Annotated in this window: 24 protein-coding genes; 6 read left to right on the top strand and 18 right to left on the bottom strand. The window is 62.0% G+C overall.

The window, feature by feature from the left end; genetic code table 11:
- Window positions 1-9: 9 nt before the first annotated feature.
- Window positions 10-543 (bottom strand): 50S ribosomal protein L16, encoded by a 534-nt coding sequence (locus tag HZR14_RS02960; protein ID WP_181691382.1) that lies wholly within the window; start codon window positions 541-543, stop codon window positions 10-12.
- 359 nt (window positions 544-902) lie between these two features.
- Here HZR14_RS02960 and HZR14_RS02955 point away from each other — a divergent pair, with 359 nt between their 5' ends.
- Both HZR14_RS02955 and HZR14_RS02950 read left to right on the top strand, forming a co-directional pair.
- The gene (locus tag HZR14_RS02955) at window positions 903-2,297 is read left to right on the top strand and encodes an HPP family protein (RefSeq protein WP_181691381.1); all 1,395 of its coding nucleotides are present in this window, start codon (window positions 903-905) and stop codon (window positions 2,295-2,297) included.
- Between the two features lie 419 nt (window positions 2,298-2,716).
- Window positions 2,717-3,955 carry a tyrosine-type recombinase/integrase gene (locus HZR14_RS02950; protein ID WP_181691380.1) on the top strand — a complete coding sequence of 413 codons (1,239 nt, stop codon included), beginning with the start codon at window positions 2,717-2,719 and terminating at the stop codon, window positions 3,953-3,955.
- An 8-nt stretch (window positions 3,956-3,963) separates the two neighbouring features.
- Here the strand turns inward: HZR14_RS02950 and HZR14_RS02945 are convergent, their stop codons facing one another.
- From HZR14_RS02945 to HZR14_RS02920, 6 genes are read right to left on the bottom strand one after another with little or no spacing between them, the layout of a single operon-like run.
- Window positions 3,964-4,191 (bottom strand): hypothetical protein, encoded by a 228-nt coding sequence (locus HZR14_RS02945; protein WP_181691379.1) that lies wholly within the window; start codon window positions 4,189-4,191, stop codon window positions 3,964-3,966.
- Window positions 4,188-4,583, bottom strand: a complete 396-nt coding sequence (locus HZR14_RS02940; RefSeq protein WP_181691378.1) for a hypothetical protein — start codon at window positions 4,581-4,583, stop codon at window positions 4,188-4,190. The genes HZR14_RS02945 and HZR14_RS02940 overlap by 4 nt, the downstream gene beginning before the upstream one ends.
- Window positions 4,580-5,956 carry a DNA-methyltransferase gene (locus tag HZR14_RS02935; protein ID WP_181691533.1) on the bottom strand — a complete coding sequence of 459 codons (1,377 nt, stop codon included), beginning with the start codon at window positions 5,954-5,956 and terminating at the stop codon, window positions 4,580-4,582. Before HZR14_RS02935 ends, HZR14_RS02940 begins: the two co-directional genes overlap by 4 nt.
- A 5-nt stretch (window positions 5,957-5,961) precedes the next feature.
- The gene (locus tag HZR14_RS02930; protein ID WP_181691377.1) at window positions 5,962-6,189 is read right to left on the bottom strand and encodes a hypothetical protein; all 228 of its coding nucleotides are present in this window, start codon (window positions 6,187-6,189) and stop codon (window positions 5,962-5,964) included.
- The gene (locus tag HZR14_RS02925; protein ID WP_181691376.1) at window positions 6,186-7,178 is read right to left on the bottom strand and encodes a DNA adenine methylase; all 993 of its coding nucleotides are present in this window, start codon (window positions 7,176-7,178) and stop codon (window positions 6,186-6,188) included. Before HZR14_RS02925 ends, HZR14_RS02930 begins: the two co-directional genes overlap by 4 nt.
- On the bottom strand, window positions 7,175-7,615 hold the full coding sequence (locus tag HZR14_RS02920) for a PD-(D/E)XK family putative nuclease (RefSeq protein WP_181691375.1): 441 nt from the start codon (window positions 7,613-7,615) through the stop codon (window positions 7,175-7,177). The genes HZR14_RS02925 and HZR14_RS02920 overlap by 4 nt, the downstream gene beginning before the upstream one ends.
- Before the next feature lie 113 nt (window positions 7,616-7,728).
- On the opposite strand from HZR14_RS02920, the gene HZR14_RS02915 reads away from it, so the two are divergent.
- Window positions 7,729-7,911: a hypothetical protein gene (locus tag HZR14_RS02915; protein ID WP_181691374.1), complete on the top strand. Its 183-nt coding sequence runs from the start codon at window positions 7,729-7,731 to the stop codon at window positions 7,909-7,911.
- Window positions 7,912-8,027: 116 nt separating this feature from the next.
- Here the strand turns inward: HZR14_RS02915 and HZR14_RS02910 are convergent, their stop codons facing one another.
- The 7 genes from HZR14_RS02910 to HZR14_RS02880 form a co-directional block, all read right to left on the bottom strand.
- On the bottom strand, window positions 8,028-8,288 hold the full coding sequence (locus tag HZR14_RS02910; RefSeq protein ID WP_181691373.1) for a hypothetical protein: 261 nt from the start codon (window positions 8,286-8,288) through the stop codon (window positions 8,028-8,030).
- A gap of 74 nt (window positions 8,289-8,362) precedes the next feature.
- Window positions 8,363-8,983, bottom strand: a complete 621-nt coding sequence (locus HZR14_RS02905) for a hypothetical protein (RefSeq protein WP_181691372.1) — start codon at window positions 8,981-8,983, stop codon at window positions 8,363-8,365.
- Window positions 8,980-9,198, bottom strand: a complete 219-nt coding sequence (locus HZR14_RS02900) for a hypothetical protein (RefSeq protein ID WP_181691371.1) — start codon at window positions 9,196-9,198, stop codon at window positions 8,980-8,982. Before HZR14_RS02900 ends, HZR14_RS02905 begins: the two co-directional genes overlap by 4 nt.
- Entirely contained in the window at window positions 9,191-9,337 is a 147-nt protein-coding gene (locus HZR14_RS02895; RefSeq protein WP_181691370.1) for a hypothetical protein, read from the bottom strand. Before HZR14_RS02895 ends, HZR14_RS02900 begins: the two co-directional genes overlap by 8 nt.
- On the bottom strand, window positions 9,334-10,170 hold the full coding sequence (locus HZR14_RS02890) for a ribbon-helix-helix domain-containing protein (protein ID WP_181691369.1): 837 nt from the start codon (window positions 10,168-10,170) through the stop codon (window positions 9,334-9,336). The genes HZR14_RS02895 and HZR14_RS02890 overlap by 4 nt, the downstream gene beginning before the upstream one ends.
- Window positions 10,163-10,366 (bottom strand): hypothetical protein, encoded by a 204-nt coding sequence (locus HZR14_RS02885; RefSeq protein WP_181691368.1) that lies wholly within the window; start codon window positions 10,364-10,366, stop codon window positions 10,163-10,165. Before HZR14_RS02885 ends, HZR14_RS02890 begins: the two co-directional genes overlap by 8 nt.
- Complete coding sequence (locus HZR14_RS02880) at window positions 10,363-10,863, bottom strand: hypothetical protein (RefSeq protein WP_181691367.1); 501 nt, start codon at window positions 10,861-10,863, stop codon at window positions 10,363-10,365. The genes HZR14_RS02885 and HZR14_RS02880 overlap by 4 nt, the downstream gene beginning before the upstream one ends.
- A gap of 200 nt (window positions 10,864-11,063) precedes the next feature.
- Here HZR14_RS02880 and HZR14_RS02875 point away from each other — a divergent pair, with 200 nt between their 5' ends.
- From HZR14_RS02875 to HZR14_RS02860, 3 genes are all read left to right on the top strand, one after another.
- Window positions 11,064-11,324 carry a MarR family transcriptional regulator gene (locus HZR14_RS02875; RefSeq protein ID WP_181691366.1) on the top strand — a complete coding sequence of 87 codons (261 nt, stop codon included), beginning with the start codon at window positions 11,064-11,066 and terminating at the stop codon, window positions 11,322-11,324.
- Between the two features lie 459 nt (window positions 11,325-11,783).
- Complete coding sequence (locus HZR14_RS02865; RefSeq protein ID WP_181691364.1) at window positions 11,784-11,984, top strand: hypothetical protein; 201 nt, start codon at window positions 11,784-11,786, stop codon at window positions 11,982-11,984.
- 113 nt (window positions 11,985-12,097) lie between these two features.
- Entirely contained in the window at window positions 12,098-12,433 is a 336-nt protein-coding gene (locus HZR14_RS02860; RefSeq protein WP_181691363.1) for a hypothetical protein, read from the top strand.
- Window positions 12,434-12,577: 144 nt separating this feature from the next.
- Here the strand turns inward: HZR14_RS02860 and HZR14_RS02855 are convergent, their stop codons facing one another.
- From HZR14_RS02855 to HZR14_RS02840, 4 genes are all read right to left on the bottom strand, one after another.
- The gene (locus HZR14_RS02855) at window positions 12,578-13,237 is read right to left on the bottom strand and encodes a hypothetical protein (RefSeq protein ID WP_181691362.1); all 660 of its coding nucleotides are present in this window, start codon (window positions 13,235-13,237) and stop codon (window positions 12,578-12,580) included.
- A gap of 78 nt (window positions 13,238-13,315) precedes the next feature.
- On the bottom strand, window positions 13,316-13,468 hold the full coding sequence (locus HZR14_RS02850; RefSeq protein ID WP_181691361.1) for a hypothetical protein: 153 nt from the start codon (window positions 13,466-13,468) through the stop codon (window positions 13,316-13,318).
- A 144-nt stretch (window positions 13,469-13,612) separates the two neighbouring features.
- Window positions 13,613-14,230, bottom strand: a complete 618-nt coding sequence (locus HZR14_RS02845; protein ID WP_181691360.1) for a restriction endonuclease — start codon at window positions 14,228-14,230, stop codon at window positions 13,613-13,615.
- 60 nt (window positions 14,231-14,290) lie between these two features.
- Entirely contained in the window at window positions 14,291-14,518 is a 228-nt protein-coding gene (locus HZR14_RS02840) for a hypothetical protein (RefSeq protein WP_181691359.1), read from the bottom strand.
- Window positions 14,519-14,950 lie beyond the last annotated feature (432 nt).

Here is a 14,950-nt window from a genome sequence, read left to right as displayed (position 1 = left end):
GATCGCCGGTCAGGCGATGAGCAGTTCCTCACCGCGCTCGACTCGGACGGTACACGGCGGGGAGATCTTGTTGTACGCGCGTCGGAGCGAGTCCTTCGCGACGTCGGCGTCCTCGGGGTGACACCAGATGGTAAAGAGCTGTTCACCCTTCTGTATCCGAGCGGCCGTACCGACGATCTTCCCGAAGGACTGTCGCATCCCGTCGGAGACACGGTCCGCCCCCGCGCCGGTCGCCTGTTTGTTCTCCCGGATGACCTGGTGGGGGAACTTTCGGAGCGTCATCTTGTAGTCGCCGCCTTCGCCGAGCTCTTTGAGCATACGGCGGTTCGCCGAGAGCCGGGAGGCCTCGAGGGAACCGTGGCGGATCTGGACCTCCTCGTCGACGAGGAGGCTGATCTGGACCTCGTAGTCGTCGGGGTCGGCATCGAATTTGCCCATCTTGTACTGGGCGACCTTCGAGCCGGGGATACCCGTGATGTACTCGCGTCGGGTATACGAGGGCTTGTCGATGTCCCGGTACATCGAGGCCGGCTTGTCACTCATAGTACGTCATTTGAGGGTCAGTCCGCTGATAAAGGCTTCGAAGCGAAGCCCCCACGGTCCGGTATCGCGGGGGAAGCCAACAGCGCGGGGGGGATCCGGACGGACACCACCCCCTGTCTCACACCACCACCCCCTGTCTTGTAGGCTCACGGGCTCACACAAGCATTTATCACAACGAACGTCGAACAGATGGTCGAGATGGGCGTTCCGACCCGTCGGCTTCGGCTCGCTCGTCGTTCCGTCAGGAACGGTTCGCTCCTTGCGAAGTTGGCAAACACGGACAGCGTCCGAACGAGAGAGAGAGCGTGCGGCGCGAGCAGGGCGGGGTAGTTCATCGGGCACCGCATTTGGAATCTATCATGTCGATCCGGTCACGTCTGCGACTAGCGCTCACACGGGCTCGGCGGGTCACGCGACGCGAGGTCACGGACGCGCGGCGGTGGCTCGAAAACACACGTAATTTCCTCCACGTCTCGCTTTTGGTCTTCATGCCGGCGCTGATCGGCGTCGTGACGTTCGTCTCGAACCGACTCGACGTCCTGCCGTTCCTGATGTTTCCGCCGCTGGCCTCGGGGACGTACACCCTGTTCGCCAATCCGGAGTCGAAATACGCGACGCCGCGACGGTTCGTCGCCGGAATGACCGCCGGAGCATTCTGTGGATGGGCCGCACTCGAGATCAGCACGCGTTATTGGTACGTCGCCGGTTCGGGGCTGTTCCACGTCGATCCGGTGGCGGCGGCCCTTGGCGTGTTTCTCACGGGGGCCGTGACATGGATATTCGATTTCGAGGAGTCACAGGCGTTCTCGACCGCGCTGCTCGTGCTCGTCGTCGGAGTCGGCGAACCCATCTACGTCGTCAGTGTCGGCCTGTCAGCATCGATCGTCGCCGGGGCGTTCTACCTGTGGCGCGACCGGATCTACGAACAGCGGGCGGAATACCTCTATCGGACCACCCACGGCGACGATGCCGTCCTCGTCCCAATCCGCGGCGATCGCATCGAGACAGTGCTCTCGTTCGGGGCCCAGATCGCCGCCGCACACGAGACCGGAAACGTCGTGCTACTCGGGATCGTCGATGCGGACCGAGGCGACGAAGGGGAGTCCGATACGGATACACCGCCCCGTCAGGTACGGCGAGCCGCGGAACGAGTGGAAGCGTACGCCGGCACCGTTTCCGAGCGCTTCGACGTCCCGTGTGAAGTGGTCGTCGTCGACGGTGATCCCGACGATGGACAGATCGTGACGCGGACGGCAGAAGAGAACAACTGTGATCTGATCGTCACACCCTACGAAACCGCCGACGGGAAGCTCTCACAGTTCGTCCGGCAGCTATTCGCCTCGTCCATCGACGTGATCGTCTTCCGGGGGACCGGCGGGACGGAGACGTGGCGCCGCATCCTCGTGCCCGTCAAATACGCCGGAGGCATCGCTCACACGATGTTGGATTTCGCCGACCGCCTCGCCGGTGACCAGGGGCGGACGACTATCTGTCACTCCATCGATGCCGAGAACCAGCGGCGGGAGGCCGAAAGCATGCTCGCGGACCTTGCGGAGACGTTCAATCGAGCGTTCGAGACACGCGTCATGAACGCGCCGATCGAGAACGTCATCGCCGAAAACGCGGCCTATTACGACCTCACGGTCGTGGGATCGAGTTCGGAGCGGACGCTGGTTTCGCGGGCGATTCACCCCCCCACGTTCAGACAGCTAGACGACTGTGAGTGCGATGTCGCGATCGTCCACCGCGTTTAAGGGCGGATTCGCACCGTCCGGTGTATGCTCGTTGCTCAGGGAGGCCCAGGCCAAGACCGCCTTGGGCATTGAACGATTAGAAAAGAGCTAAGCGCCCGAATTAAGGCCGTATTTTAAGTATAATAAACCATCACATCAGGTGAAGATCGATGTGTACATAGTTGCGATGTTTACTATAGGACAAGGTTCGACGCGCTCGTTCTGTGCTACGACGGCACAAGCGAATCTGACGAGACAACCCACTCGGTCGAAACGTTATGTCCTACTCCCGACATGGCGATACGAAAAAGAGAGACGTGCCGAGACAAGGTCGTCTCGGGCTTTAGCAAAAAGTGTGAGAGCCAAGGGCCGGCTTCCGAATCAAAGTTCAAAGCCACAGCAATAGCTATAACATGGCTCGGAAGTTCTCGCATATAAGCATGGCTAATGACCTCCGCGAGCAGATCGATCGACTCCGCGATCGGGCCCGGACTGGCGACGACGTCGACCCGGCGGATCGGGAGTTGCTGCTGACATTCTCGAATCGGATCGACCTCCTCAAACAGGAGTACACTGACTACCGACACAAGAAGCTGCTCGGTACCTGCGTCCGGATCAGCGAACGACACGGCGGCCTCGCCGACGCCCTCGAAGATCGGGCGGCCGCCGAGTCGATCGTCGCCTGGATCAACCGAGAGTTCGACAACGAGGAGACCAACCGCGATTACCGCTCCGTGCTGCGCGTCTTCGGCCGTCGCATCGCCGAGCGTCGCGACGACATCGAAACGGACACCGACGGGCTGCCGGTGAGTTTCTCGTGGATCCCCTCGGGGACCTCGAGCGAGTACGATCCGACGCCGGATCCCCGTGAGATGCTGCACTGGGAAGACCACGTCATCCCAATGCTGGATGCCTGCCACAACGCCCGCGATAAGGCGATGATCGCGCTGCAGTTCGATGCCGGCCTCCGCGGCGGGGAGTTCAAATCGCTCTCGATCGGCGACCTCCAGGACCACAAACACGGCCTCCAGGTCACCGTCGAAGGCAAGCAGGGCCGCCGAACGGTCACGCTCATTCCGGGGGCCCCACACGTCAACGACTGGCTCGGGTATCATCCGGCCGATCGCACCGACCGGGAAGTCCCGCTGTGGTCGAAGCTGCATTCGGTCGGCGAACTCTCCGATCGGATGGTCGGAAAAGTATTCAAACAGGCCGCCAAGCGGGCCGGGATCTCCCGTCCCGTCACGCTGACGAACTTCCGGAAATCGAGTGCGGCCTTTCTGGCCTCGCGGAACCTGAACCAGGCCCACATCGAGGACCATCACGGCTGGGTGCGGGGCTCGCGGGCGGCCGCCCGCTACATTTCGGTCTTCGGTAGCGACACCGATCGCGAACTTGCGAAGGTCCACGGCATCGAGATCGACGCCGGCGACAAGCCGGGGCGGATTGCTCCCGTGAGTTGCCCCCGCTGTGGGACCGACGTTCCCCGCCACGAGCCGGTCTGTACGGACTGTGGGCAGGCGATGACGCCCGCCGCTGCCCAGGAACTCGCCGCCGTCGACGACGACCTCGAGCGCAACCGGAACGGAACCGCCAACCCCCAACGGGCGGTCCTCTTCGAGAAACTCGGGGAGGAACTCGATATGGATCCCGACGTCGTCCGCTCGATGCTGGAGTGACACGGCACTCATCGAGACCCCCCCGTGCCGACGTTGCCGGCTGTCTCGGCCGGCTCGTGGCCGTTGACATATTTATCCAGAACGTGATCGATCAGTTTCCGGACGCGTTCGCTGTCGCACTCCTCACGCATCGCACGAAGCTCGTCGGGATACATGCGAAACGCCTCCGCTGGCTCGGCCTGGATCAACGCTAACAGTTCGTCCTCAGTGGATTGATTTGCGTCTGATTTGCTCATCGTGAAACAGCCTCCGGAATGGATTCGTGGTAGCCATTGCGAACGGTGCCACTGCCCCCACATCGGGGGCAGGATTCGTCGCGCCCCAGCGCCCGCTGGAGATCACAAACGGTCGCAAGCACGCGACCGCTGCCGTGACAGCGCCGACAGTCGATCCAGCGCACCCATCCGCTGCGGACCGCCTCGACGCCCACCTGCTGGATCGGCTCGTCGATCCCGGCCGCGAACGTGTGGGCGACGCGGCCGCGGTGGGCACAGTCGATACACTCGAAACTGATCGTCCGCTCGTCGCTGGCGATCGTCACCGACACCTCGAGCATCCGCCCGCCACAGGCGGGACAGTCGCCGACAAAGGTGTGAGTGTATTCCCGACCCTCGATCGTCGCGCTCACGCAGTGTCACCTCCGTCGGCGTCGCGCAGCGTTGTCTGGGCTGCATCCTCAAGCAGTAGTTCGGGCGTATCGACGTCGACGCCGACACGCTTCTGCGCCATCGCGACGTACTCGGCGTTTAGATCGATCCCAATGAACTGCCGGCCAAGCTGCTTGGCAACGAGACAGGTCGTCCCTGCTCCGGCGAAGGGATCGAGGACGATACCCGGCTCGGTCTCGTCGGTCTCGCAGTCACACGCCTGCGACCAGCCTCCGGTCTTGTGGGCGGTCATCGTGATCTCCCGGAAGTATCCTCCTAGGACTTCCTTCGCTTCCTGGGCAAGCTGCTCGACGTCCGCAGTGTTCCTACCCGCGCCGACCTGTTCTTTCCCGGCGGCAGCGTCAGAGAACCCCTTCGCCCGAGCCGCCTCGAGGTGTTCCTCCGTTAGGTGGGAATTTTCAAACCGATCGAGGGCGTGGTGTAACTGCTCGCGTTCGATGCCCGATCGATCCCGTTCCCACACTGGGACATCCTCGACGGCACGCTCATACGGTGTGCCACAGGAGGCACAGACCCGCTTTGGACACGAAGATTCGATCGGCGCCTCAACCAACTGGGGCGGGTACACCGCAAAGTGTGCATCGGGGAATGGTTTGACCGCGACGTCGAAGATGTCGCCGGGATTCTTCCCGTTCGGATGCAGTGCGTCTCCCGGTTCGGTGCCGATGTACTCGTCAGTCTCCCGCGTTGGGTAGGCGTCAGCGCTGGTCCCCGACGTATTGAAATCATACCGACCGCGCCGTTCGAGTGATGCCTCCTTGTGCGGCTGGCGGATCGCATCGAGATCGAACCAGTAGTCCGGCTCGGGAACGAGATGGAAGACGTACTCCTTGTGCTCGTGAAGGCGGTCTTTCACCGGATGTGGCATCGGGTTCGGTTTGCTCCAAACGGCGTCGGAACGGACAATCCACCCCGCCTCCTCGAGGGCGATCGCAACGCGATGCGGGACGAGCATCTTCGACTTTCGGCGGAGTGATGTCGAGGTATCACGATTAGAGGCGCCGCCCGGATCCGCGTTTCGCGTGGCCGTTCCGGTATCGTTGCCACCCCACTGCCCACCGGCGCCGCGAGAGCCGGCGAAGGAATCGCCGAGGTTGAGCCACCATGAACCGTCGTCGCGAAGGACACGGCGCAGTTCGTCGGCGACATCGAGGAGCTCGTCGATATACTCGTCGAGAGAGTCTTCCAGTCCGATCTGGCCGTCGACACCGTAATCTCTGAGTCCAAAATAGGGGGGCGATGTCATCACCATATGGACCGACGACTCGGGGAGTTCCGCAAGCGTCGTTGCAGCATCACCTATGTGGATGTCGTTCACCCACTGGTTGATCATGGTGCTCACGCGGTGTCACCTCCCTCGCTGTCCAGAGCTTGTAGCGAGCGCTCCCACAGGTGACCGGCGAGAAGGGCTCCGACCGCCAGCGTGATCAGGAACGCCACAGCGTCATCGCCGATGTTGATCCCCACAACCGCACCGCCGATCACGCCGATAGCGATATGCTGGAGGAACGTCGCGTTCTCCCGCTCGTCGGCGAGTGCCGCCCGGATCTCGGAGTTGCCCGTCATCGCGATCCCTCCGTGTGGTCAGTCCCAGTGTTTTCAGCACGGGTATTCTGTCCGCCATCGGACTGAACTAACGTCTGCTGTGTCGTCGACTGATCGACGAAGGACGCCTCGCGAGACGGGTCGAAGTTGCAGATCAGCCGCTCTGTTGTCTCCGATGCATTCGAGCGCGTCATCCGGTGGCGGCGCTCGCGAGATAATACGTAGTGGTCGTCTCCCTCCCTCGCTGCGCCGATTAAACACGCGACCAGCGAGCCGGGGAGCTCGGAGTACGAACACATCCAGCGGCCGTCGATGTTCATCAACGCCTCGACGAACGCCTCGTGATCGAACTCGAGTGCGTAGTAGTGCTCCGTCCCGACGTATGGCGGGTCCAGGTAGAACAGGACGTCCGGTTCATCGGGGTCGTCCCAAGTCGCGTCGTACCCCTCAAGGATGTCCACACAGTCGCGGTTTTCGATCGTCACTGCGCGGAAGCGGTCGGCGATCTCCCGGAGTCGCCCTTTCGCGTTGTCAAAGGTCCGTGCCGGATTCCTGTAGTTACGGACCTTGAATCCGGCTTTCTCGAAGGGCTTGGCCGCGAACTGCATGTATCTGAGACACCAAAACCGGCCGGCGCGCTCGATCGAGTCCTCGGGGCGATACCCGTCAAGGTAGTCATCAATCCACTCCGAGTGCAGACTCCGGGAGTAGGGAACGTCCCGGACCCACTCGGCGAGCTCGTCGTCGCGCTCGCGAAGGATCTCGAAGAACTGCACGAGATCGTCGTTCACGTCGTTATAGACCTCGTTGTGCGATCGTGGTTTGTTGTAGAGCAGCGCCGCGCTGCCACCGAAAGCCTCTACGTAGCAGTCATGGGCGGGCATTCGTGAGAGAAGCCACTCGGACCGCCGACCCTTGCCGCCGGGCCAGGGGAAGACACTGACATGGTTCTCGGGCGGCTCTTCGCGACCATCGGGTCGACGAACACCCCGCATCGATCCCCCACTCATCGCGATCCCTCCACGGCGTCGCGGGCGATCACATGGGGCCATCGTAGTTGCCGGAAATCCGACCGAGTACCGGCACCACTCCACCACGAATCGATGTGGTCGGCCTCGAGCGTCGCGGCGCGAACAAAGCGGTGGGTGAGGATCTCTCGGTCGGTGGTGGGCGAACAGACGACCAACAGATACCACCCCTCCTCGGCGACGAGCGGGTCGTGTTGGGTCTGGCGGAGATAGAACTGTCCGGGGCGACCGTCTTGAATGACGACAGCCGCGCTCTTGATCTCGATCACGTCGCCGGCTGCAAGCTCACCGTTGGGCTCGCGGACGACGGCATCGTAATGTTCGGCCGTCGTATCACTGACATACCGGAGCCACGGCAGCAACTCGTGGGCGGCCGCCTCCGCTCGCTCACCCGCCCGCTTTGCGGCTGCGAGGCTCACTGGCAAACCCCTCCAGGCCACCGGAGCGAGCACGCCGACCGATAGGCTTGCATCATCGTAACGGCCAGCATGTTTATTAATACCGTGGCACATCGACTGGCTGGGGTAACACAATGATCCCGCCACCACAGACCGATAAGTCGACTCGGGCCACCGAAGCCGTCTCCGAGTTCCTGGATCAAGGACTGTTGGCCCCCGACACCGAGACGAGGGTCCGCGCCCATCTCGAGGCCGACGAACCCTACGAAGCGTTGCGACTGATCAACGACCGCTACGACAACCGTCGTACCGACTGACGTGGTGGTCCTGGTGTGTCCTCTCGCCGTGGCCGCCACGGCGGAATTTTTTCGCCATCCTCCGGGTGTGTAAGCGGGCTCGCCCGCCCCCAATGTCGACATACAGCAGGTGGCGGTCATCGCACATCCTCCGTGTCGGGGGACCCAGCGAGCGAGTTCTCGGATCGAGTGGTACCGGCGCTGCTGGACTCGGCATCGAGTCGCTCGAAGACACCGATCCGGCGGCCCTGGACGGGCAGATCGACGCGAAGATCACCGAGCAGATCGGTGAGTTCCGCGGCACTCGCCGCCTCATCGGCATAGACGGCGACCGTCGCGTGTTCGGATTCCGCCGCCGCAAGGAGTTGGGTCCCTTCGACGTCGAGTCGGATCGTCACTGGTCGCGTCGTCGCCCGCGGTCGCCGCCCGGTTGCCGGACACTCCCGCCGGTTGGTGTTAGTATTGCTGTTGCTCATTTGTGCGTGTGTGTGTCCCCTGTCTGCGTCGAATCACCGCGTCGACGGCGCTCGGTCGCGGTAAAGCGATCCCGCCGGACCCGCTGCCATGTGTACGGCGGTTTCGCAAAGCGGCGGACGTACTCGGGATCACTCGTGTTGTCGTCCCATCCCTCGAAGCCGTACGCGCCGACGGCAACGTCATCGCTCATCGCCGCCCCTCCGGGGGGTCGGCATCCAGTGCTCGATACAGCGCCTTCAGCTGCGGGCGATTCAGCCCCATACCCGCTCGCTCGTCGCCTCATAGTCGGCATCGGCCCACGCGCACACACCTGTTCGTATAGCTCGGCGAGGGCGAGTGCTTCGAGCTCGACGTCGCTGTCGCCCGGTCGTAACTGGCGGCCGACCGCCTCGACTTCGCGCCGTCGGAGTTTCCGATGCCCCGTCGTATAGCGGCTCGGATCACTGCCGATCGTCACCACAATCGCAGCCCGCAGGTCCCGATTGTGCAGATATCGCCGGGCGATCGCGTCGCGGTCGCCCTCGGCGTCGGCGTCAGTTCCACCCCCGTCTTCGGAGCCACCCCCGGATGCGGTGGGTGTGTTTCCAGCCTCAGTCGCCGACTCACAGTCAGTCATCGGCCGATCACCCGCTGGAGCTTCGAGCGAACGCGATCACGAAGCGTGACCCGCCACGAGGTGTCGACGTCGACATCGTCGTAATACAGCGGCAGTCGCGGGCACGAATGGCCCTCAAGACAGGTGTCGAGCTTCGTGCCGACCCACATCTCACAGTGCGGGCAGTACCACGGCGACGGCGTCGCATCCTCGCCACCGCTGATCCGATTACTCATCGGCGGACACCTCCTCCGTGGGCGTCTCGAAGGGCTCGAGAGTGCGCAGTTGGTCGCCACACTGCGAACAGTACCGGGCCGTCCGCGAGAGTCCGGACTCCCCACACTGGGCACAGACAATCCGGCCGGTACCCATCATCGTCGCCCCTCCGGGTCGGTGGGGCTGTCGCCGTCGCTGTCACCCTCAAACAACGTCCGAAGCGCCCGGAGGTCCGCACGGAGTGCCCCGATCGCATCCGTGAGCCACGTCTGCGTCGTGGCATCGAGCCGATCGAGAGCGCACTCGAGTTGGGCGTCGGCGTTGCCAAGCCGACTGTCGATCGAGCGGGAATCGTCGGCCGGGAGGGCGGTACGCCGCCCGCCGTCGGTCGCGAGGCGATCGTGGTCGGCGACGATGGCTTCGAGGATCTCGGTGTTCGTCTCGTCGACGTGGCCGTGGGTGTCGAGCGTCGCCTTCGCGCCTTGTTCCCACAGCGTCGTCTCGATGGCCGTCCCGAGCACCGGTACGCGCGAGACATCGGTGGCCGCGTGGAGGTGTCGCACCGACTCGAGGATGGGCGTCCCACCCCGGTCGGCCGCGTGCTCACAGTATTCGGTGAAATCGCGGTGACACGCCGAGGCCTCCAAGGCCGCCCGAAGATCCGCTTCGAGGGCACTGTCGGCGTCGGTGCCGCCGCCATCGGCGATCGCACACGGCTGCTCGGTGTGCCGTGGTGCGACGAAGGCCTCGAAGGCCGCCGCCCGGATCGCCTGGCTTCGAGAACTGTATGCGCCCCCGTCCACGAGGTCGTCAATCGCCGTCTCCAGTGATTGGGGGATCCGCAGTGTGAGGCGTTCGGTATAGCGGCCGGCCGCGGGATCGGCGACCACACTATCGATCGGTATCGGCTCCGGATCGGGCAGCGCCGGACAGGGCCAGTGCTCGTCGAGCTCGTCGTGGGCGGCGGCCCCACAGAAGAGACACTCAGTCATCGACGATCACCACGCCGTCTGGGGTGTCGGCCACGGTCGGGTCGGCATCGAGCCCGAGATCGGCCCACTCGTGATGCTGTGAGAGGTGCCCGGCGAACTGGTCGTAGTCCTCGCCGCGGACGGCACCGCACAGCGAACACTCCGTCGTATGTAGCCGTTCCCATGTACCGGAGCCGCCGACGTCTTCGACAGTCATCGCTTTGCCTCCGTCCCCCCTGTGGTTTGTCCGTTCAGTAGCCGCCGGGCGGTGGTGGGGCCAAAGCGCGCTCCACAGTCGGGGTCGGTGCAGGTGTAAACCTCACACGATTCGAGACAGCGGACCCCCGTCGCCGGACACGATCGCGTCCCGGTGCCGGGGCAGGTGGCCTCGCTGTTGAAATGTGTCTGGACCCACTCGTGGATGCCGGGCTCGGTTTCCCAGACGTTCGCGCCGTCGTATTCGCGTTCGACGCGGGCGATGACGCCGGCGATGTGGAACGATTTCACCGCACCGCTATCGAGGGCTTCGACGTCGGCGGTCGTCCACGTCTCGCCGTGTGGTGGGAGCGCGAGGGCGGCCTGCCGGCGACCCTCGAGGCTGTAGTATTGGGATCCGGTGATGTCCGTGGCGTCTCCGCGCCAGTCCCGGCGCTCGTGGGTGGCAGTCTGTTCGGCACCGCAATCGGTTTGTGTTCGGGTTGTGTCCGTGCTCATGGTCGTTGTTGCGACTCCCAGCGAGCGTCGACCGGAGGCAAAGTCCGGTCGGCGCGTTTCGTTGGGCGCGCCGAGTTCGCTCGATGAGCGTCGCATATGTGCTCCGTCACACCCATGCCACTTAGGTTTTCTGTATGGAAACACCTACCCGCTGTTTGGGCCACCGTTGTTTTATCCCCTCGTCTTGAACAAGTGCAGTAATGAGTGACGGGAGGCACGACCGCGAAGTCAGCGATGAGCGCGTTCTGCTGGAGTTTCTTCTGACATCTGACCCTGCTCTGTTCACTTCCGAACTCTCTGAGAACTTGCCCATCACGAGACAGCGCGTTGGTCAGCTTCTTAACGAGCTTGAACAGGACGGTCTCGTAACCTCGAAGAAGGCATCTGGTAGGCGACTGTGGTGGCTGACGACCTCTGGAAAGGAATACATCGCTGGTATCGCACGAGAGAGACTCGCTTAGTTTCCTGGCGGCGTACGCGATATCCACCAGCCCTTCCCGCTCCCGAATCGTTTTGATTCGAGTATTCCTGCGGTTTCGAGATCGTTCAATAGCTGGTTTACGCGTGTATCTGTAAGACCGACGGTAGACGCTATTTCGCCCGTTTTGACAGCCGGATCTGGGTGCGCTTTGATAGCATCTACTAGTTCCGAGTCTGAAACAGTCCGACGGTCGCTTTGCGAGCTCATGTGTCTCATTGCTATGTTTATTTTCTGTATGGAAAACTTTTATGACCACTGCCCTATACGATAAAAACACGGACACACGGCTCGGCAGCGCTGGATTCGGGAAAATCCGGCCCACCTGGACCAACAGGCGGGCCGTGTGTCCTCGAAGAGAACAATGAAAGCTACACACCCAACACGCAAAAACAGTTCGCCCCGGATCCGACAGCGCTACTACAACCTCGGGACGGATACAATGGACACGAATCATGTGTATCGAACGACAGATGAGACGATTTTCGCAGTCGCCAACGGCACGATCGAGCACCGCTTCGACCTCGACACCATCGACAAGTCGGCCGACGAATACATGGCCTTCGTCGCCGAGCAACGGGGCTGGGCACAGCGACAGTACGGCTTCGCCGCGTACCTCGACCGGATCGCCGAGGTGATCTGAATGATCCGCTGTTTGAACTGCCACGATACGTTCGCCGACCTCGAAGCCTACCAACGCCACCAATGGAATGCGCATGCGGGCGAGCCCGACCGCGGGGAGGTGTTCACGAGCCCATGAGCGACGCGACGAGTGGGCGCGAAGACGATCGAGGCCGAGTCCGGGAGCGCGACCGCGACGGCGCGGGGGCGTCGTGTCCGGCGGCGCGGCGGGCGGCCCACCGCCAACTCGCTCGCGATCTCGAAGCGTGCCCGCACGCAACGGGCGTGCAGTACTCCGCGGCGGGTGACGCGGCCGAGCAACCGTACGCGGAAACGGAGGTGCTCGCGAGCGTGACGCTTCGGGGGACCGTCCACCCGAGCGTAGGCGCGATCGTCGCCGACAGCGTGCTTGAACCTGCGACCGTTCGGGACGGGAACCACCCCGATTACAAACGGATTGTCGTTCGGTAGGCCGGGCGAGGGCGCGATAGTGCATCCATCGGAGGGACGCGACACACCTTCTTCAACGACTCCCGCGCGTTTCGGAAGTTCGGAAGAACTGATCCCGGCCTAACTCTCTCGGAAATGAACTCTCGCTCGTGGCGGAGGTGCCACTCACACCGAAAGCAAAGCGGGCGAACGGCTGTCTGGGACGTCTGGCGTGATATCAACTGCAGTTCCGTCGGGCCACGCTGCGTCAGGAACGTTGTATAGGTACATTTCAACCGCTCTATAGGCGTCTGCTGGAACGGTTATTGGTTCGGCGCTGTACTCTGGAGGATTGGGAGTTACCGCAAGATCTCTGAGTTGATCGAGTTCGACCCCAGAGCGCAATTTTTCGGAAGGCCAGTACCATTCGCCATCCGCGTAGACGGGATAGGGCGCGGCTGTAAGCTCGAACGGCGAACCCGACAGATTCTCAACGCCCACGATCAACGAAACGTATCGCCCACGCTCGCTACGGATCTCTTTCACCGTCTCGGTTCCGGGGTCAAAATAGGTGTACGGGCCGATCTCAGTCCGACCGACACGAAACCGATACTGCCCATCCTGTGTGACGTATTCCAAGTGGAAGTCCTCTCCAGACGGGCGTTGCATCTCGAATTTCTGTGCATGGTCTTCAAGCCCATAGGCGTCTGCGTCGGCGGATTCGGTTTCTGTCGCTGCTGTCGTGTCACCGTCGGGCGTTTGGCTTGCACCATCGCTAAGACACCCCGCTACCCCAACCGTTGCGACCGCCGCCAGGAACGACCGCCGCCGCTTTTGTCGCTTCATACTCCAGTTATGATATCAAACAGTGATAAACCTACGTGACGCACACACCTGAACGAAGGCGCGCGCCAAGGGCTTGTGTCAGAATTCATCAACGACGAATTTTAACCCACAATCGGCATTTCGGATCTTGGCATATAGCGATCCACCTCCCGCCGTCTCTTCATCGATCTGGCCGGGATCGAGATATGAGACAGTCACCTCAACCAACCCCAAGTTTGGAGCCTGTTCCATCGAAACTGACCTCCCTTGTCCACGAGGTCGTCAACGAGCGGCTCGAACGCCTCAGGAGCGATCACACTGCGAATATACCCCGTTATTGTCCGCCAACGAAGGGAGTGGCACACCATTGCCATCCGGTTCTGGATCGACCATACACTATCGCCCTTGATCTGAGTCGTCTTCATTGTCAGCTCCCCGATATCCGCTCTTATATGAGACAACGATTATGTCATACATCGTCCGAAAAAGGCCGCGAATACCGCTGTACCGTTCGGGACGGCTGTGCTCTCTGGATGACTGCCCTCCCCGATCCCTTGCTGGTGGTCCAGCCGCATCCTTCGCGAAGGCGGACTCACTGTAGTGTTCGAGTAATGACGTCGCACCGATCTCACCGACGAGTTCGGCGAGTGCCGCACCGTCGACGAGTTTCAGATTGTACTCGTCTGCCCACGCTTCGGCCTGGGAGCTGAATCGAGAGGTCGTGGCAATCACGACGGCGTCTGCGCCCTCTTGATCCCGGAGCGAATAGTACTGCTGTAGTTCCGGGCGGCCGACGACATTCGTCGACTGATATCGCTTCGCCTGGATGACGTGTTGCTGGGCGACAACGGCGTCTGTTCGCGTCGCGACAATATCCACGCCCCGATCCGCGTGGTGGTCTGTAACCGATGTGTCCCAGCCCTGCCGGTCCCATAGATCAGCAATAAAGTGCTCGAACGGTTCTGGTGGGATTGCATAGAGCGCTTCCCGAATCTTGTCTGGGTCGCCGGACACGGATATCGTGTCTGCACGCGACCTACATACTAAAACCCACGGCGAAGCTCGCTGATCAATTCACGCGTCGGGCAGCTCGAAGCCCCACTCGCCGACATCGGTCTTGGAGATATACTCGTGTTTGCCAACCAGGTGCGCCATCGTCGCCTCGATCGTCGGAACCTCAAGCCCGGTCTCTGCGACGAGCGTGTCAACATCGACCGTCGTCTCCCGGGCGCGAAGTCGCTGTTCGATCACGTCTTGAATCGCACCGTACTCCCGGACCATAACGTTGTCTGCTTGCGTCATACCCGGTGAGATGACCGGGAGGATTTTCAACGACTCCCGCGCGTTTCGGAAGTTCGGAAAAGCAATCCCTTCGTTCTCTCCACAACCGGTATTACAACAATTTACCAACAGGTCCGAAGATACGACCCCATATATATTATAGACCTACTCGATTCGCCGTTATTTGTTGACTGAAACCCGATCATTTCCAGAGGAAACACAGCCGCAGTACTGCGGTTATCGGATTGGGACTTCACTTTCACCGCGGAGCGGATACGCTTATACGCCGTCAGCTGCTCAGGACCATCTACACGCAATATGATACAAAGGCGTGGCGCTGAGTCGGTCACGGCCGCCCTCAACGGCCACGACCCAGAGCCGAGTGGACTGCACAAGATGTGCACCCGAGTAGTGGATCGGGTATTACTAAACATCTTGGACATCGGTGAAGCA

Source organism: Natronomonas salinimetallica, assembly GCF_013839515.1.
In the GTDB taxonomy this organism is placed as follows: Archaea; Halobacteriota; Halobacteria; order Halobacteriales; family Haloarculaceae; genus Natronomonas.
This window is presented reverse-complemented; position numbering and strand designations above follow the sequence as displayed.